The sequence below is a fragment of the Bacillus massilinigeriensis genome (genome assembly GCF_900111815.1).
Taxonomy (GTDB): Bacteria; Bacillota; Bacilli; order Bacillales; family Cytobacillaceae; genus Mesobacillus_C; species Mesobacillus_C mediterraneensis.
This window is the reverse complement of sequence record NZ_LT630004.1, coordinates 2971123-2990468: the sequence shown is the minus strand read 5'-3', so window position 1 is coordinate 2990468 and position 19346 is coordinate 2971123. Positions and strand designations below refer to the sequence as shown.

The 19346-nt window shown below is 44.0% G+C and carries 18 protein-coding genes and 2 pseudogenes; 17 read left to right on the top strand and 3 right to left on the bottom strand.

Translation table 11 applies throughout. From position 1 onward, the window contains the following. Positions 1-737, bottom strand: a pseudogene (gene istA, locus BQ5796_RS15450) (IS21 family transposase); the annotation flags it as partial. A gap of 213 nt (positions 738-950) precedes the next feature. Between istA and BQ5796_RS15445 the strand changes: the two are divergent. The 12 genes and pseudogenes from BQ5796_RS15445 to sph all read left to right on the top strand — a co-directional run bounded on the left by BQ5796_RS15445 (position 951) and on the right by sph (position 9987). Beyond that, a complete protein-coding gene (locus tag BQ5796_RS15445; protein WP_071461034.1) occupies positions 951-1223 on the top strand; it encodes a hypothetical protein in 273 nt (90 codons plus the stop codon). Positions 1224-1316: 93 nt separating this feature from the next. Next, positions 1317-1673, top strand: coding sequence for a hypothetical protein (locus tag BQ5796_RS15440; RefSeq protein ID WP_071461033.1), 357 nt, complete (start codon positions 1317-1319; stop codon positions 1671-1673). Positions 1674-1689: 16 nt separating this feature from the next. Continuing rightward, complete coding sequence (locus tag BQ5796_RS15435) at positions 1690-2145, top strand: hypothetical protein (RefSeq protein WP_141769950.1); 456 nt, start codon at positions 1690-1692, stop codon at positions 2143-2145. A 1485-nt stretch (positions 2146-3630) separates the two neighbouring features. Further along, a pseudogene (locus BQ5796_RS17515) lies at positions 3631-3939 on the top strand (T7SS effector LXG polymorphic toxin); the annotation flags it as partial. 11 nt (positions 3940-3950) lie between these two features. Continuing rightward, on the top strand, positions 3951-4346 hold the full coding sequence (locus BQ5796_RS15420) for a CDI toxin immunity protein (RefSeq protein WP_071461029.1): 396 nt from the start codon (positions 3951-3953) through the stop codon (positions 4344-4346). A gap of 464 nt (positions 4347-4810) precedes the next feature. Continuing rightward, complete coding sequence (locus BQ5796_RS18530; RefSeq protein WP_071461028.1) at positions 4811-5527, top strand: HNH/endonuclease VII fold putative polymorphic toxin; 717 nt, start codon at positions 4811-4813, stop codon at positions 5525-5527. Then, positions 5524-6021, top strand: coding sequence for a YxiF family protein (locus BQ5796_RS15410; RefSeq protein ID WP_234969358.1), 498 nt, complete (start codon positions 5524-5526; stop codon positions 6019-6021). Before BQ5796_RS18530 ends, BQ5796_RS15410 begins: the two co-directional genes overlap by 4 nt. Positions 6022-6042: 21 nt before the next feature. Then, positions 6043-6825, top strand: a complete 783-nt coding sequence (locus BQ5796_RS18525; protein WP_234969357.1) for a hypothetical protein — start codon at positions 6043-6045, stop codon at positions 6823-6825. A 1-nt stretch (position 6826) separates the two neighbouring features. Next, a complete protein-coding gene (locus BQ5796_RS15400; protein ID WP_071461027.1) occupies positions 6827-7174 on the top strand; it encodes a transposase in 348 nt (115 codons plus the stop codon). A gap of 590 nt (positions 7175-7764) precedes the next feature. Continuing rightward, entirely contained in the window at positions 7765-8346 is a 582-nt protein-coding gene (locus BQ5796_RS18520) for a hypothetical protein (RefSeq protein ID WP_071461026.1), read from the top strand. 4 nt (positions 8347-8350) lie between these two features. Further along, complete coding sequence (locus BQ5796_RS15390; RefSeq protein ID WP_071461328.1) at positions 8351-8599, top strand: DNA-binding protein; 249 nt, start codon at positions 8351-8353, stop codon at positions 8597-8599. 437 nt (positions 8600-9036) lie between these two features. After that, positions 9037-9987: a sphingomyelin phosphodiesterase gene (gene sph / locus BQ5796_RS15385; RefSeq protein WP_234969398.1), complete on the top strand. Its 951-nt coding sequence runs from the start codon at positions 9037-9039 to the stop codon at positions 9985-9987. A 75-nt stretch (positions 9988-10062) separates the two neighbouring features. On the opposite strand, the gene uvsE is transcribed toward sph, so the two are convergent. Then, the gene (gene uvsE, locus BQ5796_RS15380) at positions 10063-11016 is read right to left on the bottom strand and encodes a UV DNA damage repair endonuclease UvsE (protein WP_071461024.1); all 954 of its coding nucleotides are present in this window, start codon (positions 11014-11016) and stop codon (positions 10063-10065) included. 17 nt (positions 11017-11033) lie between these two features. Further along, a complete protein-coding gene (gene cls, locus BQ5796_RS15375) occupies positions 11034-12233 on the bottom strand; it encodes a cardiolipin synthase (protein ID WP_071461023.1) in 1200 nt (399 codons plus the stop codon). Between the two features lie 239 nt (positions 12234-12472). On the opposite strand from cls, the gene BQ5796_RS15370 reads away from it, so the two are divergent. The 5 genes from BQ5796_RS15370 (at position 12473) to BQ5796_RS15350 (ending at position 19338) form a co-directional block, all read left to right on the top strand. After that, positions 12473-14584 (top strand): heterodisulfide reductase-related iron-sulfur binding cluster, encoded by a 2112-nt coding sequence (locus BQ5796_RS15370; RefSeq protein ID WP_071461022.1) that lies wholly within the window; start codon positions 12473-12475, stop codon positions 14582-14584. A gap of 220 nt (positions 14585-14804) precedes the next feature. Beyond that, the gene (locus tag BQ5796_RS15365; protein WP_071461021.1) at positions 14805-15992 is read left to right on the top strand and encodes an acetyl-CoA C-acetyltransferase; all 1188 of its coding nucleotides are present in this window, start codon (positions 14805-14807) and stop codon (positions 15990-15992) included. A 31-nt stretch (positions 15993-16023) separates the two neighbouring features. Next, positions 16024-16875: a 3-hydroxybutyryl-CoA dehydrogenase gene (locus BQ5796_RS15360; protein ID WP_071461020.1), complete on the top strand. Its 852-nt coding sequence runs from the start codon at positions 16024-16026 to the stop codon at positions 16873-16875. 43 nt (positions 16876-16918) lie between these two features. Continuing rightward, on the top strand, positions 16919-18049 hold the full coding sequence (locus BQ5796_RS15355) for an acyl-CoA dehydrogenase (protein ID WP_071461019.1): 1131 nt from the start codon (positions 16919-16921) through the stop codon (positions 18047-18049). A gap of 149 nt (positions 18050-18198) precedes the next feature. Next, on the top strand, positions 18199-19338 hold the full coding sequence (locus tag BQ5796_RS15350; RefSeq protein ID WP_071461018.1) for an acyl-CoA dehydrogenase: 1140 nt from the start codon (positions 18199-18201) through the stop codon (positions 19336-19338). Positions 19339-19346: the final 8 nt, after the last annotated feature.

The following is a 19346-nucleotide window of genomic DNA, read 5'->3' as shown; positions in this document are numbered from 1 at the left end:
TTTTTTTCTACATTTCCTTTCTCATGCCCACTTGCCGGATTACATGGCTGCACTTCAAAACCGTAATGGCATTTAAATCCTAGAAATGAGTCAGTGTAGGTCCGTTTGTCCCCTTTGCCAATTGAAATTACTGCCGCAGCTAGGTTATCAATGCGTAAATAGGTTGGGACCCCTCCTGCCTGGTGAAACAACTGCTTCAACCCTTCAAGGAAACACTCGGTATTTTCGCCCGGAAGCGGGTAACCAAATCCAGTGTTGCTGTGTGGAAAACTCAGGATTAGGCCTTTGATATCTTTATAGGCTCCGTCCTTCACAACAGTCATGTTTCCGAAGTCCACTTATGCTTCACCCGGAGGGTGTTCTAAACGCTCATGTCTTTCAACCTTTGCTGCCTTGAGGTGGGGCTTTCGGTGCTGGATATACTCGCATACAGTCCTATAGGATCCTCTAAAGTCATGATCATTACTAAGATCTTCGAAGATTTTCTTATTGGTTCTCCGTTCTTTTCTCTTAAGTTTCATGTCCTCCTCAAGCCAATCGTCAACAATTTGTCCGAATCTTTCCTCGTACATCATTCCTCTTTTAGTGAACTTGAGGGTTTCTTTAAAACTTTCTCCGTCGGCGTATTTCTTAACCGTCCTCCAATTACAACCAGTTTTCCTTGCAATTTCATTTATTGACAAGTCTTCTTCTTCTCTTAAATGTTTGATATAATCAACCTTAGGCATTGCTAGCATCCTTTCATGTCCCCCCACTGTTGTGATCTCTCAATCAATACAGTAGGTGATATTTTAGGGGCCGGCAAGCCTATTTTTTATGCAGTTGAGTTCTGCACAAATTCCTCGCAAACCTCTGCACTTTTATTTTGCAATAAACACAAGAAGACGAAGTGGTACCAAAAAGCGGGTGCAGCTGTCTTCATCGCCTCGAACTTCATTCCTAGAGGAGGGGTGGTTTCCAAGCTAGCTAAGGCAGCCTATAAAGGAACCTCAAGGGCAGTCAAGACATACAGGATGGTCAGGAAAGTCTCCAAAAAGACATACCGTTCAACAGCCAAGCGTGTAGCCGCAAAGGTATACAAGAGGCCGAAAACAGTGCCAGCAAGATCCATTAAGAGCAGTCCGAGAAAAGAAAGCCGCTCAGCCGCCAAAGTAATCCGGACAACGAAGAAAGCAAAGCCGAAAGTGGCCAAGCGAGCACAGCAGCCGAGAAGGCAAACCTAAACGAGGATAGAGAAGCGGGCAGGAAATCCAAATAGCGCAGGAAACTTAGACAGCCTCGATCCGCCTAAACAAAAGTCACTGGTAAGGCTGGATTTGCAGAAGTTTGCTGGTAATAAGGGTGCGGGAAATGCTTCTAAAGGGTGGAAAGTAGGTGACGATGTCTATAAGCCAACGTCAAAAGGAAACGAACCTGCTTGGAACACAGTGAGATCAAGATTTTGGAAAAATGAAGCGGCTAGCACTGATGTAGTAGGAAAATATGGTGTAGAAAATGCGGCTAGGATGAAAAAAGGAAATGCTCCACAAAGATTTAACCCAGATAAGGGTGGAGTGGAATCAATGGAGTTAAGTCATGAACCTATTCCAAAACGAGATGGCGGAAAAGACTTTGTTCCAAGATGGCCACAGGACCATGCAAAAGTTGACCCATTTAGAAGACCTGGTTATTAAGGGAGTGCTCAAAAAAATGAGTTTATCAGAAATGTTTATGAAAAATAAGGGTGAGGCAATAAATATTAATGGTAGCCTAGTGGTAATGTCACAAAGGCTAGAAGTTAAAACAGGTCAAGATATCAAAATTGAATTTATTAGAAGTAAGAATGATTATAGACAAGGCATTGAATTTTCTCTGGACAAAAGAAAAGGGTATATAGAAGTTAATAAACAAAAAATAAATTCGCCCGTTTTTTGGAAAAATACTGCACCATCAACTTTTATTTTCAAATGCTTTCCTAAAAAAGAAATTGGGCAAATTAATTTATGGAATATATGGCAATATACTGATGATAGGGTTGATGCTTGGATTGGAAATGCAGGAATAATAGTGGAACAGGAAGGTGAGGGTATCTTCCTTTTCAGGTGTAGCAGTGGTATTGGTGATATTGATTTTGAAGACCTAGTCTTCAGGCTGATTTTAATTTAATCTTATCTTCTTAGCCTCGAAGTGAAGACTTCGGGGTTTTTGGGGGAGATAGTTTAGTGCTAGATGAATTACTACAAGATAATGACAAATTTATTGTCTAAGAGGTGGGTTAACCACCCATATAATAGTTAAACAACATCTCAACAACAAAAGTATTATGGACAGAGCGAATAGGCCAAAAAGCAAGTCTTTCTTGCGTTGATTGTTTTTTGCCTGATATTCTTCCTCAACTAGAAATGCGGCACTGTGGAAGCTGGTATACATCTGGATCCGAAGAATAGAAGAAAAAGCTTTTCCTTAAAACACAAACTGTCTCTGTCGTAAATGTCTAATTGTAAAATATTATCCAATTAAATGGAATCACTTTTGGTTGGACAGTCATTTTTTGGCTTTTTCCGTTTGGAGGATGTTTATGGACAGAAAAATGTCTATTTCAAGTCCATTCACTAACCGCTACCTGTATGCCGAAAGTGACCCTGTTAATAACATCGACCCGGATGGGCTAGCGCCGAAGTGGCTAAAGAAGCTCAAAAAAGGGATTAAAAAAGCATCAAAGGCAGCCTATAATTATGCTATCGGAGATGATATCAGAACGATTAGGAGCAAGAAGACGAAGTGGTACCAAAAAGCGGGTGCAGCTGTCTTCATCGCCTCGAATTTCATTCCTGGAGGAGGGGTGGTTTCCAAGCTAGCTAAGGCAGCCTACAAAGGAACCTCAAGGGCAGTCAAGGCATACAGGACGGTCAAGATAGTCTCTAAAAAGACATACCGTTCAACAGCCAAGCGTGTAGCCGCAAAGGTATACAAGAGGCCGAAAACAGTGCCGGCAAGATCCATTAAGAGCAGTCCGAGAAAAGAAAGCCGCTCAGCCGCCAAAGTAATCCGGACAACGAAGAAAGCNAGCTAGCGCCGAAGTGGCTAAAGAAGCTCAAAAAAGGGATTAAAAAAGCATCAAAGGCAGCCTATAATTATGCCATCGGAGATGATATCCGAACGATTAGGAGCAAGAAGACGAAGTGGTACCAAAAAGCGGGTGCAGCTGTCTTCATCGCCTCGAACTTCATTCCTGGAGGAGGGGTAGTTTCCAAGCTAGCTAAGGCAGCCTACAAAGGAACTTCAAAGGCAGTCAAGGCATACAGGACGGTCAAGATAGTCTCTAAAAAGACATACCGTTCAACAGCCAAGCGTGTAGCCGCAAAGGTATACAAGAGGCCGAAAACAGTGCCGGCAAGATCCATTAAGAGCAGTCCGAGAAAAGAAAGCCGCTCAGCCGCCAAAGTAATCCGGACAACGAAGAAAGCAAAGCCGAAAGTGGCCAAGCGAGCCCAGCAGCCAAGAAGGAAAACCCAAACGAGGATAGAGAAGCGGGCAGGAAATTCAAATAAAGTAGGAAACTTAGACAGCCTCGATCCGCCTAAACAAAAGTCACTGGTAAAGATGGATTTGCAGAAGTTTGCTGGTCAGGGTATAGGAAAAGGAGAACAAGTATTAGATAAGGTCAAAACATATGAACAAGCTAGAAACAAGGCACTAGACCTAGCTGGAGATTTAGGATCAAACTCACAGCCATATACAGGTACGCTTAAGTCAAGTGATGGATATGGTCAAGTTGTTGGTAGGCAGTCTGCTGACGGAAAAGTAAGGTGGAGATTAGATTATGACCCTAATAAGGGTACGCATATAAATATTGAAGATTTTCGTAATGGTAAAGGGGCTAATGCTAAAAAAATCGCTATCCCATTTGAGGGCAACGAAAGCACCTTTAAATCTTTATTAAAACATTTGAATAGATAAGGGGACTTTAGATGAGTTTATTTGATGAGTGTATTGAAGCACTAGGCGAGGATGTACATGTCTTTTCTGATAATAATAGTGAGCAAATATTAAGTGATTTTGAAAGTTCATTTCCATTTGCTAAGTGGGGGCGTATTGAATGGGAGAAAATGTCTAATCATGCTGAAGTGAATACAGTCAATGAGATAATATCTTTTTTAGACCAAAACATGGATGAATACAGTAAGGTTGTTTATATAATTTGGGACGAAGGGACTTTACCTATTATTCAGTCTACTTTAGATAAAGTATTTAAAGTTATAGATGATGTTACTGCTGTAAGTTTCGATACATGGATATTTTCGCCATCTACAGGGTATGTTATTGAAATATTTCATGATGGTGAAGTAAGAGTAGGATTTAATTAAAATAGATTTAACCTTGATTGGCTTAATGCCTTTCAAGGTTTTTTAATTTAAGGCCACTGCGGTTAAAAGGCAATATGACTCTTAAATGAAAAACCTTGATGGTTAGCAAACATACTAGAATGGTTGATATAAATTTTAAAATAATCATCATACATACTACTCAAGTACGTTTAAATACGAGAATGACAAAGCTTGTAATGTTAAAGTAGAAAAAGCGAAGGTTTATTTGGTGGAGAAACCGTTACCTGTATGCTGAAGGTGACCCTGTAAATAACATCGACCCGGATGGCCTAGCGCCGAAGTGGCTAAAGAAGCTCAAGAAAGGGATTAAAAAAGCATCAAAGGCAGCCTACAATTATGCCATCGGAGATGATATCCGAACGATTAGGAGCAAGAAGACGAAGTGGTACCAAAAAGCGGGTGCAGCTGTCTTCATCGCCTCGAACTTCATTCCTGGAGGAGGGGTGGTTTCCAAGCTAGCTAAGGCAGCCTACAAAGGAACCTCAAGGGCAGTCAAGGCATATAGGACGGTCAAGAGAGTCTCCAAGAAGACATACCGTTCAACAGCCAAGCGTGTAGCCGCAAAGGTATACAAGAGGCCGAAAACAGTGCCGGCAAGATCCATTAAGAGCAGTCCGAGAAAAGAAAGCCGCTCAGCCGCCAAAGTAATCCGGACAACGAAGAAAGCAAAGCCGAAAGTGGCCAAGCGAGCCCAGCAGCCAAGAAGGCAAACCCAAACGAGGATAGAGAAGCGGGCAGGAAATTCAAATAAAGCAGGAAACTTAGACAGCCTCGATCCGCCTAAACAAAAGTCACTGGTAAAGATGGATTTGCAGAAGTTTGCTGGTAATAAGGGTACGGATGAAATTGATAAGGTATTAACGAAAAATGGAGCATTTAGGGATGCAAAGAGAAGGGCGGGAATACCTAACTCTACTCAGCAAAAGAAACCTGTCGATGTTTATGATGGAACAACTGAAAATAGAAGAGTATATGAATTTGAAGTAGATGGCAAGAAAAAATATATTATAGAGCACCGAGAGGATAAATTCGGGAGAGGTCCTCACTTTCATGGTGCTGACGATTTAAAGGGAAGCCCATTGGAAAAAGGAAGATATAATCAGTATCCTGGACATTCCCCGGAAGATTTTGTTGGTTATAAAAAGAAGGGTCGACCATGAGAAAGGTGATTAATTTGAGTGACGAAAGAAAAACAAAAATGGAGCTGTTAAAAAGACAAAGTAGAAGAAAGAATTTGGTAAAAGAAATAAACTTCATGAATCTTACAGAGGAACCTTTTTTAGATATTGAAGATAATGATTTATTTTGTAAGAATGTGTTTTCGTTACTTAACACAAGGGAAAGTAAGATTCAATTACAAGGAGATAGCTATAAAGAACATATTCAAAAATCAATACATTTGTTAAATGAGATTATTGATAATATCGGAGCCATACAAAAACAAGGTAGGCTATTGTTTTTTAGAGAAAAAGAAATAGAAGCAGTGTTGGTTAATGTTAATGAAGTATTTAGTCACTTAAATAAAATCATTGAGTTAACAAAGTTTTCAGATGGATATGGAGATTTCATCTTAGTTGCAGAAGATTTTAATTTTGGTTTGTGTATTGAACGAACTGAATATTTTTATGAGTTAAGTGTTTGGGGACTTTCATAAGGAAAAGTATGAGAACCTTGATTGGCTATATGCCTTTCAAGGTTTTATATTATCGCCTCGAACTTCATTCCTGGAGGAGGGGTAGTTTCCAAGCTAGCTAAGGCAGCCTACAAAGGAACCTCAAGGGCAGTCAAGGCATACAGGCCGGTCAAGAGAGTCTCCAAGAAGACATACCGTTCAACAGCCAAGCGTGTAGCGGCAAAGGTATACAAGAGGCCGAAAACAGTGCCGGCAAGATCCATTAAGAGCAGTCCGAGAAAAGAAAGCCGCTCAGCCGCCAAAGTAATCCGGACAACGAAGAAAGCAAAGCCGAAAGTGGCTAAGCGAGCCCAGCAGCCGAGAAGGAAAACCCAAACGAGGATAGAGAAGCGGGCAGGAAATTCAAATAGCGCAGGAAACTTAGACAGCCTCGATCCGCCTAAACAAAAGTCACTGGTAAAGATGGATTTGCAGAAGTTTGCTGGTAATAAGGATGCGGGTAAATATCAAGTTGGAGCATATAAAGATATTAAAGGAGTAGAAGGACTTGATGCCCATCATGCAGGGCAGAAGGCAGTAATGAAGAAATTAGTGAATAATTATAATCCAGATACTGCTCCTGCAATAAATGTTCCAAAGGTTGGTCATACAATAAAAGGCCCTAATGGTATAGTTTCAAGAAGTACCAAAGGAATAGAGAATCCTAGACAGCTATTAGCAAGGGATATTATGGAACTAAGAAGAGTCTATGATGACATACCAAATTCTGCTTTAAAAGAACTTATTGAATTAAACAAAAATATGTATCCAGAAATGAGGAAATAAAATGAATGATATTTTTGTTAAATCGCTTTATGAGTCTATTGTTAAAGAGAACCTTCAACTATATAAAGACTTGTGCGAAACAACGAATGTTACTCCTAAGACAGATGAGTATTGGAAAAAAGCTATTGGTTTTTACGACAGTTTAACTGACGAAAATAAAGATACATTAATGAGGATAATCGAACAAATCATGATTGATACTATATCAAACATGCTAGGAGTAATCGATGGAAGTTCAACTTTAAAGGATTGTTCGTTAGAACCTAAATTACTCCTTGATTCTATTGATACAGAAGGAGAACTGCAAGATTCGTTTTTAGAATTCATAGAAGAAGAAAGTAACAGCTAATTGAAAGTTTGATTACAGAGGTTTCCATAAGGCACATAAAAGATATTAAAAAGTTTAAATGAATTCTATAACCTTGATTGGCTAAATGCCTTTCAAGGTTTTTTACTATATTTTACAATAATTAGCTAATATTTGAGTGGGACAATATGAAAATGAATTGTTTGAAAATAGAGACTCCTTGAAGGTAGTACCGTCATGGAGTTTTGTTTAATACTCGGATTACGTGATGATAACGAGAATTAGGCGAGATGACATTTTACATGGCAAGGGTGGTTATGGCATGGAAAGGCAACGAACACACGAGAATGACAAAGCTTGTAATGTTAAAGTAGAAAAAGCGAAGGTTTATTTGATGGAGAAACCGTTACCTGTATGCCGAAGGTGACCCTGTTAATAACATCGACCCGGATGGCCTAGCGCCAAAGTGGCTAAAGAAGCTCAAAAAAGGGATTAAAAAAGCATCAAAGGCAGCCTACAAAGGAACCTCAAGGGTAGTCAAGGCATACAGGACGGTCAAGATAGTCTCTAAAAAGACATACCGTTCAACAGCCAAGCGTGTAGCCGCAAAGGTATACAAGAGGCCGAAAACAGTGCCGGCAAGATCCATAAAGAGCAGTCCGAGAAAAGAAAGCCGCTCAGCCGCCAAAGTAATCCGGACAACGAAGAAAGCAAAGCCGAAAGTGGCCAAGCGAGCCCAGCAGCCAAGAAGGCAAACCCAAACGAGGATAGAGAAGCGGGCAGGAAATCCAAGTAGAGCAGGAAACTTAGACAGCCTCGATCCACCTAAACAAAAGTCACTGGTAAAGATGGATTTGCAGAAGTTTGCTGGTAATAAGGGTGAAGGTAATCCTGCACATAGTGCTGCTCAATTTGATAAATTAAAAACTCATTATCAGCAAAGTGAAAAGTATGGTAAAGCTGGAGTAAGAGAACTATCAGATGGAAGAATTAGATACTACGGTGAGATGACCCCCGCTTCAAAAGCTGGTGAAATGGCAGGGAGAAGAGTAGTTAGAGAATGGAACCCTGCAACAGGTCTAAAAAGAACATGGCATGAAACTTTAGACCATAATGGAATGATTAGGCAAGTTAGACCTGACGTTAAATTTACAGGTGGTTCAAAAGTTCATTACCGATTTGATGGTAGTAGAAATTATATCGGAAAGTGGTGAAAAAATGGGTCAGCCAACAAAAGAAGAGATAATAAATAAATTAAATATGATTTTACAAGGAAAACTTTCAAGAGAAGATGTAGCGGATTGGGCGTCAGAATATGTAATGCAGGATGAACCAAATATCGTAGATGATATAGTGTGGGATTTTCTTCAGGTAGTTTCTGGTGTTGATTTAAAAGATAGTCCAGAAGAATATTTACACGTAGAACAAGACATTAAAGATTGGATTAAGAAATATTCTAATAAATAATTAATAAAACCTTGATTTGCTAAATGCCTTTCAAGGTTTCTTTTTTTGTCTCAAAGCATACGGAACGGCCAAGAGATTCTAAGTCAAGCCTTATCAGTGGTTGTTGAACGCCGTGCCTTCTTGAGAGTCTTTCTATTGTTAACATTGTTTTACAAAAAAATAATAATGATTCATAAAAATACTAATACTAGTTTGTTACGATAATTTTGGTCAAACATCTATTGTCATTTATAAATTTTCAAGATTCATAGAACCTTGAAAATTAAAAAATAAAGGAGGATATGAATATCAGTTAAGAAAGGGATCTTCGTTTATTGTTTTTGCTTTAGTTCTTGGCGAGAAAAGGATAGTCATTAGTTCATGAATGAATACCGAGTGAAGTTTAGATTTTGTGAAAAATTTCAGATGTCTAAAACAACAGGATGGTGATTACTTTGATGAAAAAATGTTTATTAGTATTGACGATGACTCTATTATTAGGGGTTTCCATCCCGCTGAAGCCTTCACAAGCTGCGGAGAATTATCCAAACGATTTTAAACTATTGCAACATAATGTGTTTTTATTGCCTAAATTAGTTTCATCTTGGGGTCAGGACGAACGTACAAAATATATGAGTAACGCAGATTACTTCAAGGGACATGATGCTCTCCTCTTAAATGAGCTTTTTGACAACGGAAATTCGGACATACTCTTAAAGAACTTATCTAACGAATATCCATATCAAACGCCAGTGCTTGGCCGTTCGAAGACTGGATGGGATGAAACGAGAGGAAGTTATTCGAATGTAGTACCAGAAGATGGCGGTGTAGCAATTGTCAGTAAATGGCCAATCGTGGAGAAAATACAGCACGTTTACGCGAATGGCTGTGGTGCAGATTATTATGCCAATAAAGGATTTGTCTATGCGAAAGTACAAAAAGAAGATAAATTCTACCATCTTATCAGTACTCACGCTCAAGCAGAAGATACTGGGTGTCATCAAGGTGAAGGAGCCAAAATTCGTCATACACAGTTTCAAGAACTCAACGACTTCATAAAAAGTAAAAACATTCCTAAAGAGGAAGTAATATTTATTGGCGGTGACTTTAATGTAATAAAAAATGACACAACAGAGTACAATAGCATGTTATCAACATTGAATGTCAACCCGCCTGCCGAATATTTAGGACATACCTCAACTTGGGACCCGGAAACGAACAGCATTACAGGTTACAAATACCCTGATTATGCGCCACAGCATTTAGATTATATATTTGTCGAAAAAGACCATAAACAACCAAGTCCATTCGTAAATGAAACGATCACTCCAAAGTCTCCAACGTGGAAGGCAATCTATGAGTATAATGATTATTCTGATCACTATCCTGTAAAAGCATACGTAAAATAGTTAAAGGATAAATAGTGATTAGTAAGTTAAGGGAGCGGTGAAAACACCGCTCCCTTAACTCTATTAGACTACTATTTAAATCTGAAGAATCGTACCGCCAATCCGTTTCATTCCGCGGATTTCCCCGAGAACTTCGGCGAGCCGGAGCACAGCCAGGTCTTTTTGCTTCGCTTCGATCATGAAGTCGACATCCTGCCCGATTCCTTTTAACACGTCGAGCATTGGTCTGATATAGTCGGGATCGACGTAATCAGAGTGGGAGCGGTAAGCTTTCTCTGACTTTGGCGAAGAGATATGAATCTTCGGCCGCAGTCCGGTGTCCTCCCATGTCACAAAAGCTGCAGGCAGGAGTTCCTCAAGGTTTTTTTCACCAAGATTTGCATAGTGGTGGTGGATATCAAAGACGAAGGGGATGCCTTCTTTTTCACAAGCGGCCAGCGTCTCATCGGCGTTGTATGTCTTATCATCATTTTCCAGCGTCATTCGCTTCCTTACCGTATCAGGCAGCTTGCTCAGATTTTCATAAAAGCGTGGAAGAGTTGCGAGCTTGTCACCATATGCGCCGCCGATGTGAATGTTGATCGTTCCCTCATTTTCCAACCCCATCGCTTCAAGCATTTTGTAATGATACTCCATATCAGTGACAGCATGATCCGTCACCTCTTCACGCGGCGAAGTGAAAAGGGTAAATTGGCTGGGGTGGAAGCTTGTCCGGAGGCCGCTTCTCCGCACAAGCTCACCGATTTCCTGCCAATCTTCGGCAAATGGCGTGACGAAATCCCAGCGCACTTCCGGGTGGGTCGCAAGCGGTACGATGGAGCTGGACATCCTGTACAGCGGGATATCATGCGCGATATTGTAATGTACCATCCTTTTGGTGCTGTCGATATTTTTCTTTGTCACATCAAGCAGCTTCTCCATCCGGTCATCCTCGCTAAGCTGGCTGTAGCGTGTAAAGGTGAGCGTTCTTGCAGGAGAAGCGTCCCACAGGCTGATGGCGTGGGAGACATAACCCATCCTAATAATCATGAGGATTCTCCTTCTCTTTATAAAAAATACGAAATCGTCCTCGCTGCCGCCTCTTTCAGCGACCGGAACGGATTGAAGGAATTCAGTTCCCGAAGACGCAGCCTTCTCGAATGCCGCATATCTGTTTCAAGGACATTCCTGACAGTACGAATGAAATCATGGTCGAAAATCAGGCAGTTCAGCTCGCGGTTTAAAAACAGGCTTCGCTTGTCAAAGTTAGCCGTACCCACATCACACAAACCTTCGTCGATTACCAGCACCTTTGCATGGTAAAAACCGCCGACATACTGATAAACCTTTGCTCCTCGTTTCATCAATTGGCGGAGAAAAGGGTAGGAGGCTTCCTTCACGAGCGGATGGTCGGCACGGTATGGAACAAGGATGGATAGTGTAACCCCGTTCTCCAGCGCACGGAGCAGGAGGTTGAACACCTTTCGGCTCGGAATGAAGTATGGCGTGCCAATGATAATCGAATCCTCTGCTTTTTGAATAAGACGGGCAACCGTACCTTCCAGGAGCATTCCTTCTGTTGGCACTAGCTGGTGGCGCACTTTCCCTAAAGGCTGCTCCGGAAAGTACACGCTATTATTTACATGATTCACTCCCGCTGCTTTACTCCAGTCAGACAAAAAGACGCTCTGCAAATCTTGGACCCCCTGGCCTGTCAGCTTCAAATGGTAGTCGCGCCACGGCGAAAGCTTTTTATCGCCATCCACGTACTCTTTGCCGACATTGAAGCCGCCAAGATAGCCAATTTTTCCATCGATGATTGTGATCTTCCGATGGTTTCTCACCTGAGATGTATAAAAAAGGAACGGAAGCTTCGGTTTGCAGCTAAATGCAACCTCCACACCGGCATCTTTCAGTTCACGGACACTCTTCCCGGAAACAGCACTGCCTTCCCAGTCAATGAGAAGCCGTACTTCTACTCCCCCAAGTGCTTTTTCCTTCAATATTGATAAAAATTCCGCACTAATTTTATCATTCTTTACAATATAAAAGACAATATGGATATGCTCCGCTGCACGGGTCAGTTCTGCGAAGTAATCAGAGAATAACTCAGGTCCCCGTGTAAAGATATCCATCTTTCCCAAGCGGGCAGGGAATGCCATCTTCCTCAGGTCCTTTAGATGAAGCTTCCTCCCGATATAAAAGTCACAGCAGACAATCAATGTAATCCCGGCTGCAGCAGCAGCCAGCCAATAAAGAATTCCCACAGCAGCATCCGGCTCCTTTGTGTCAGGTGCCTATATTCTTTACCGAAAATGCCGCTTCTATGTTACTACCTTTGTAACAGGAAAATCAAACCAACGGAAATTTTTCACAAAATTGGTTGACTGAATGCTCACTCATTATATAATAAGAATAGATGACTAATTCTGAAAATTTATTTCTTTGGAAAGATTCTTCAAAAAGGGGAGCTAGCAAAAGGAGAATAAGGGGGTAGTTTTTAATCATGAACGGTTTGCTTTTGGTTAACTTGATTGCGTTTTTAATTGTAACCGCTTACGCAATCAGCTTATTCGTTTACGTTGTCAGAACGAGAATCCAGTACATCAAGCTCGGGAAAAAATCTGAGTTCGATAACAATGTGAAGGAACGCCTTGATCGCATTTGGGGCAATGTATTCGGGCAGAAGAAGCTTCTGAAAGACAAGAAGAGCGGCATGATTCACGTCATGTTTTTTTACGGTTTTATCCTCGTGCAGTTTGGAGCAATTGATTTTATTTGGAAAGGAATCAAGCCAGGCTCGCACCTGCCGCTTGGCCCGCTCTATGCTGGATTTACTTTTTTCCAGGAAATCGTCACACTTGTCATTCTTGTGGCAGTAGTGTGGGCGTTTTACCGCCGCTATGTGGAAAAGCTTGTCCGACTAAAGCGAGGCTTTAAGAATGGACTTGTTCTCTTGTTCATTGGCGGGTTGATGCTTTTCGTTCTTTTAGGGAACGGAATGAGCATGATTTGGCATGGCCATGAAGCAACATGGACGGAGCCGGTTGCTTCCGGCATCGCAGCGCTTTTCTCAGGCATTCCGGGAACAGCTGCTATCGCTGTATTCTATGTCGCCTGGTGGATCCATTTGCTGTTCCTGTTATCATTCCTTGTGTACGTGCCGCAGTCAAAGCACGCCCACTTGATCGCAGGGCCTGCAAATGTTTATTTAACAAGGCTTGATCCTCCGGCGAAAATTAACAAAATTGATTTTGAAGATGAGTCGCAGGAAACGTTCGGCGCTGGAAAAATCACTGACTTCACACAGGAGCAGATGATCGATTTTTATGCGTGCGTGGAATGCGGCCGCTGTACGAATATGTGTCCTGCAACAGGGACAGGCAAAATGCTGTCACCGATGGATTTGATCGTGAAGCTGCGTGATCATTTGACGAATCATGGTGCTGCGGTGACATCGAAGCAGCCATGGGTTCCGGCGTTTGCATTCAGCAATACGAAAGGCAACAAGATTGCTCTTGCTGCTGCAGGGGCGGGGTCGAAAGAAGCCGCTGCTGGACTCGCTTACGACGTGAGCATGATTGGCGATGTTATCACAGAGGAAGAAATCTGGGCGTGCACAACATGCCGCAATTGTGAAGACCAATGTCCCGTTATGAACGAGCATGTGGACAAGATTATTGACCTGCGCCGCTACCTCGTCCTCACAGAAGGAAAAATGGATGCCGATGCCCAGCGTGCGATGACAAACATCGAGCGTCAAGGAAACCCTTGGGGACTGAATCGCAAGGAAAAAGAAAAATGGCGTGATCTAAGGGACGATGTTGTCGTACCAACTGTGAAGGAACTGAAAAAAGCAGGCGAAGAATTCGAATACCTTCTATGGGTCGGTTCGATGGGAGCGTTTGATAACCGCAGCCAAAAGATTGCCTTGAGCTTTGCGAAGCTTTTGAACGAAGCTGGCGTGAAATTCGCCATCCTTGGAAACAAGGAGAAAAATTCCGGCGATACGCCAAGGCGACTCGGAAATGAATTCCTGTTCCAGGAGCTTGCAACGAAGAACATCGAAGAATTTGAGAAGAATGATGTGAAGAAAATCATTACGATTGATCCTCACGCCTACAATATTTTCAAAAATGAATACCCTGACTTCGGTTTCGAAGGAGAGGTATATCACCATACAGAACTGCTTGCAAAGCTTGTGAAAGAAGGCAAGCTTGTACCGAAGCATGCTGTTGACGAAACGATTGTATTCCACGATTCGTGTTACCTCGGCCGCTATAACGAAGTATACGATGCGCCGCGGGATATCCTAAAAAGCATTCCTGGCGTTACGCTGAAGGAAATGGAGCGGAACCGCGACAACGCAATGTGCTGCGGTGCCGGCGGAGGCCTGATGTGGATGGAAGAAGAGACAGGCCATCGCATCAACGTCGCCCGCACGGAGCAAGCGCTAGCCGTCAACCCTTCCGTCATCAGCGCGGGCTGCCCTTACTGCCTGACAATGCTGTCGGACGGAACGAAAGCAAAAGAAGTCGAAGAGAATGTATCCACATACGATGTGGCAGAGCTGTTGGAGAAATCCATCTTTGGAGACAAGAAAGAATTGGCGTCTTAATACATGTTCGGTAGGAATTGGAACACACGAGAAATCGGATAATTAACCGAATTTTTTGCAAAGTGTTTCAATTTCTACTATTTTTGCAGTAAACTGGAGTAGTGGTAAAACGCTTACATAAACAGCTTGCAGCCAATTTGTTTTTTTGGGGGCGCAGCTTGAGCGAGCGTTCAGTCAATCAATCGGACATTCACGGAAAAACGAAAAGGGGGAGAACAAAATGGGTAGAACAGTCATACTCGCTGGGGCGAGAACACCATTCGGAAAGTTTGGCGGCGGGCTAAGCAGCTTTACTGCATCGCAGCTGGGGGGCATTGCGGTAAAGGAGGCAATCGCTCGTGCAGGCGTTAACCCTATAGAAGTCGGCGAAGTCATTCTCGGCACCGTTTTGCAGGGTGGCCAAGGACAGCTTCCGTCAAGGCAGGCGGCTAGAAATGCCGGGCTTCCGTGGGAAGTGAAGACAGAGACAATTAACAAAGTGTGCGCTTCCGGCATGCGAAGCGTTACGCTTGGCGACCTGCTTATCCGTGCAGGCGAAGAAGAAGTGGTTGTCGCAGGCGGAATGGAATCGATGAGCAACGCGCCATACTTCATGCCTAAAGCCCGCTGGGGTCTGCGCATGGGTGATGCCCAGCTCAAGGACATGATGACGCATGACGGTTTGACATGCTCCTTCACCGGTGTCCATATGGGTACATACGGAAACAGTGTTGCAGAGGAAATGGAAATCAGCCGTGAGGAACAGGATAATTGGGCGTTCCGCAGCCATCAAAAGGCAGTGGAGGCAATCGAAGCAGGCAGGTTCAGCGAGGAAATTGTTCCTGTTGAGGTTCCTCAGCGCAAAGGTGATCCGATTGTCGTAGAGCATGATGAAGCACCGCGAAAAGACACGGCAATGGAAAAATTGGCAAGACTGCGCCCTGTTTTTAACAATGAAGGTACGATTACGGCAGGGAATGCACCGGGTGTCAACGATGGTGCCGCAGCGCTCGTCCTGATGAGCGAAGACCGCGCAAAGAAGGAAGGCAAAGAGCCGATGGCAGTCATCCTCGGCCATGCTGAAATCGCGACGGAAGCGAAAGACTTTCCAAAGACTCCCGGTCTTGTGATCAATGAAATCTTGAAAAAAACAGGCAAGTCTCTTGAAGAGATAGATCTTTTTGAAATCAATGAAGCATTTGCAGCTGTTTCGCTGGCGAGCGGAAAGATTGCAGATCTTGATCCCGAAAAAGTAAATGTGAACGGCGGTGCGGTTGCCCTCGGACATCCGATTGGCGCAAGTGGAACAAGGATAATTCTGACGCTGATGCACGAACTTAAGCGCCGCGGCGGCGGAATCGGCATTGCGGCTATCTGCAGCGGCGGCGGCCAAGGGGATGCGGTCATGATTGAAGTACCAAAACAGTAAATTCTTTTTTTTAACATAAGGGGGAATCGCGGTGAACGTTGAAAAAATCATGGTTATTGGTGCGGGGCAAATGGGCTCGGGCATTGCGCAAGTATGCGCGCATGCCGGCTATAAAGTTATTTTGAACGACTTGAAAGAGGAGTATCTCGAGCGCGGAATTGGCGTCATTTCGAAAAACCTTTCGAGGCAGGTTTCGAAAGGCCGTATGGAGCAGTTCGCAATGGATGAAGTGCTCGGCAATATCGAAAGCACGACAAATATTGAAAGCGCTAAAGAAGTGGATCTTATCATCGAAGCAGCAGTAGAGAACATGGAAATCAAAACAAAAATTTTCGCTCAGCTTGATGAGCTTGCTCCTGAACACGCGATTCTGGCAAGCAACACATCATCGCTTCCGATCACGGAGATTGCCGCAGCAACGAAGCGTCCAGAAAAAGTAATCGGCATGCACTTTATGAATCCGGTTCCTGTCATGAAGCTTGTGGAGATCATTCGCGGACTCGCGACTGCTGATGAAGTATACGGCACGATTGAAGACATCACGAAAAAAATCGGCAAGGTGCCAGTCGAAGTGAATGACTTCCCAGGATTCGTTGCCAACAGGATTTTGATGCCGATGATCAATGAAGCAATCTACACGCTATATGAAGGCGTAGCAACAAAAGAAGCGATTGACGACGTGATGAAGCTTGGCATGAACCATCCAATGGGACCGCTGACGCTCGCTGATTTTATCGGCCTCGACACATGCCTTTATATCATGGAGACACTCCATGAAGGCTTTGGCGATACAAAATACCGCCCATGCCCGCTCCTGCGCAAATATGTGAAGGCAGGCTGGCTCGGCAAAAAGTCCGGCCGCGGTTTTTACGTATACGACTAGAGAAAAAAGGCAGGAAGCGCACGAGACATAGGGGGGGATCAACATGGATTTAAGGTTCGCGGAAGAGCAGGAAATGATGCGGAAAATGGTGCGCGATTTTGCCCAAAGTGAAATTGCTCCGTTTGTTGAGAACATGGAAAAAGGCGAGTTCCCGCGGGAAATTCTTGCCAAAATGGGCGAGATTGGCCTTATGGGTATTCCAGTGCCAGAGCAATATGGCGGCGCCGAAATGGACTTTGTTTCTTATATCATCGCCATTCACGAACTGTCTAAGGTCAGCGCGACAGTTGGCGTTATCCTTTCGGTACACACTTCGGTCGGCACGAACCCGATCCTTTACTTCGGAAACGAAGAACAGAAGAAAAAGTACGTTCCAAAGCTTGCTGCTGGCGAATATCTTGGCGCGTTCGCGCTTACAGAGCCAAGCGCGGGATCCGATGCGGGCAGCTTGAAGGCGAGCGCTGTGAAGGATGGCGGCCATTATATATTGAACGGTTCAAAAGTGTTCATCACAAACGGCGGCGAAGCGGATACTTATATCGTTTTTGCTTCAACAAACCCGGAAGCAGGTTCAAGGGGGATCTCCGCTTTCATCGTCGAGAAGGATACTCCAGGGCTAGTTATCGGCAAGGATGAGCACAAAATGGGCCTCCACGGTTCAAGAACCGTCCAGCTGACGTTCGAAGATATGAAAGTTCCGGCAGATAACCTGCTTGGCGAAGAAGGCGAAGGCTTCAAAATTGCAATGGCCAATCTTGATGTCGGCAGGATCGGCATCGCTGCCCAAGCACTTGGAATTGCGGAAGCAGCGCTTGAAGCGGCAACAGCATATGCGAAGGACCGCCACCAGTTTGGCCGGCCAATCGCAGCGCAGCAGGCAGTAGGCTTTAAGCTTGCAGACATGGCATCAAACATTGAAGCAGCAAAGCTATTAGTCTACCGCGCAGCAGATTTGCGCAACAGCGGGATGAAGTGCGGCAAGGAAGCATCGATGGCGAAGCTTTTTGCTTCTAGGACAGCAGTGGAAGCAACAACAGAAGCAATCCAAGTGTACGGCGGCTACGGCTATACAGAAGATTATCCTGTAGAGCGATTCTTCCGCGATGCGAAAGTAACAGAAATCTATGAGGGTACGAGCGAAATTCAGCGTCTCGTCATTTCGAAGCAGCTGTAAGGAAGGTTAAATTGATTTTTGACATAGCGTTCTTTTGATTTCGAAGCAGCTGTAAGGGAAACTTATATTATTTTTCATCAGGCGGCGCCTTGCAATTGCGGGAGTGCTGCAAGATTAAGATTCGGAAAATTGAAACGGAGGGGTAAACAGTGAATTTTAAACTGACAGAAGAACATGAAATGATTCGAAAAATGGTACGCGATTTTGCGAGAAACGAAGTGGCACCGAGTGCGGCGGAGCGCGATGAGGAAGAGCGCTTTGACAGAGAGATTTTTGACAAGATGGCCGAGCTTGGACTGACAGGCATTCCTTGGCCTGAAGAGTACGGCGGCATCGGCAGCGACTATCTCGCATACTGCATCGCGGTGGAAGAGCTGTCACGCGTATGCGCATCAACTGGTGTGACATTGTCTGCGCATACGTCCCTTGCCGGCTGGCCGATTTTTAAATTCGGCTCCGAAGAACAGAAGCAAAAGTACTTGAAGCCAATGGCTCAAGGAGAAAAAATCGGCGCGTACGGGCTGACCGAGCCTGGAAGCGGTTCTGACGCAGGCGGAATGAGAACGACTGCCAAGCTTGATGGCGATGATTATATCCTCAACGGCTCGAAGATATTTATCACGAATGGCGGCATTGCTGACATTTATGTCGTTTTTGCCTTGACTGATCCGGAAAGCAAGCAGAAAGGAACGACAGCTTTCATTGTGGAAAGCGGCTTTCCAGGCTTCTCCGTAGGGAAAAAAGAGAAAAAGCTCGGCATTCGTTCTTCTCCGACAACGGAAATTATTTTTGAAGATTGCCGCGTGCCGAAGGAAAACATGCTCGGCGAGCTTGGCGAAGGCTTCAAAATCGCAATGATGACGCTCGACGGCGGCCGTAACGGTATTGCGGCACAAGCGGTCGGGATTGCTCAAGGAGCGCTTGATGCAGCGGTTGAATACGCGAAAGAGCGGCAGCAGTTCGGCAAGCCAATCGCAGCACAGCAAGGTGTCGGCTTCAAGCTTGCGGACATGGCAACAATGGTCGAGGCTTCAAGGCTCTTGACATATCAGGCTGCATGGCTTGAATCGGAAGGCCTTCCGTACGGCAAAGAATCGGCGATGTCGAAGTTGCTTGCAGGAGATACGGCAATGAAAGTAACAACAGATGCTGTTCAAGTATTCGGAGGCTATGGCTACACGAAGGATTATCCTGTTGAGCGCTATATGCGTGACGCGAAAATCACGCAAATCTATGAAGGTACGCAGGAAATTCAGCGCCTTGTCATCTCAAGGATGCTGACGAAGTAGATCCGGGG

Coding starts and splice junctions, on each gene's coding strand:
- BQ5796_RS15435 (WP_141769950.1), top strand. CDS start 1,690: ATGAGTTTATCAGAAATGTTTATGAAAAATAAGGGTGAGGCAATAAAT.
- BQ5796_RS15420 (WP_071461029.1), top strand. CDS start 3,951: ATGAGTTTATTTGATGAGTGTATTGAAGCACTAGGCGAGGATGTACAT.
- BQ5796_RS15410 (WP_234969358.1), top strand. CDS start 5,524: ATGAGAAAGGTGATTAATTTGAGTGACGAAAGAAAAACAAAAATGGAG.
- BQ5796_RS15400 (WP_071461027.1), top strand. CDS start 6,827: ATGAATGATATTTTTGTTAAATCGCTTTATGAGTCTATTGTTAAAGAG.
- BQ5796_RS15390 (WP_071461328.1), top strand. CDS start 8,351: ATGGGTCAGCCAACAAAAGAAGAGATAATAAATAAATTAAATATGATT.
- sph (WP_234969398.1), top strand. CDS start 9,037: ATGAAAAAATGTTTATTAGTATTGACGATGACTCTATTATTAGGGGTT.
- uvsE (WP_071461024.1), bottom strand. CDS start 11,016: ATGATTATTAGGATGGGTTATGTCTCCCACGCCATCAGCCTGTGGGAC.
- BQ5796_RS15370 (WP_071461022.1), top strand. CDS start 12,473: ATGAACGGTTTGCTTTTGGTTAACTTGATTGCGTTTTTAATTGTAACC.
- BQ5796_RS15365 (WP_071461021.1), top strand. CDS start 14,805: ATGGGTAGAACAGTCATACTCGCTGGGGCGAGAACACCATTCGGAAAG.
- BQ5796_RS15355 (WP_071461019.1), top strand. CDS start 16,919: ATGGATTTAAGGTTCGCGGAAGAGCAGGAAATGATGCGGAAAATGGTG.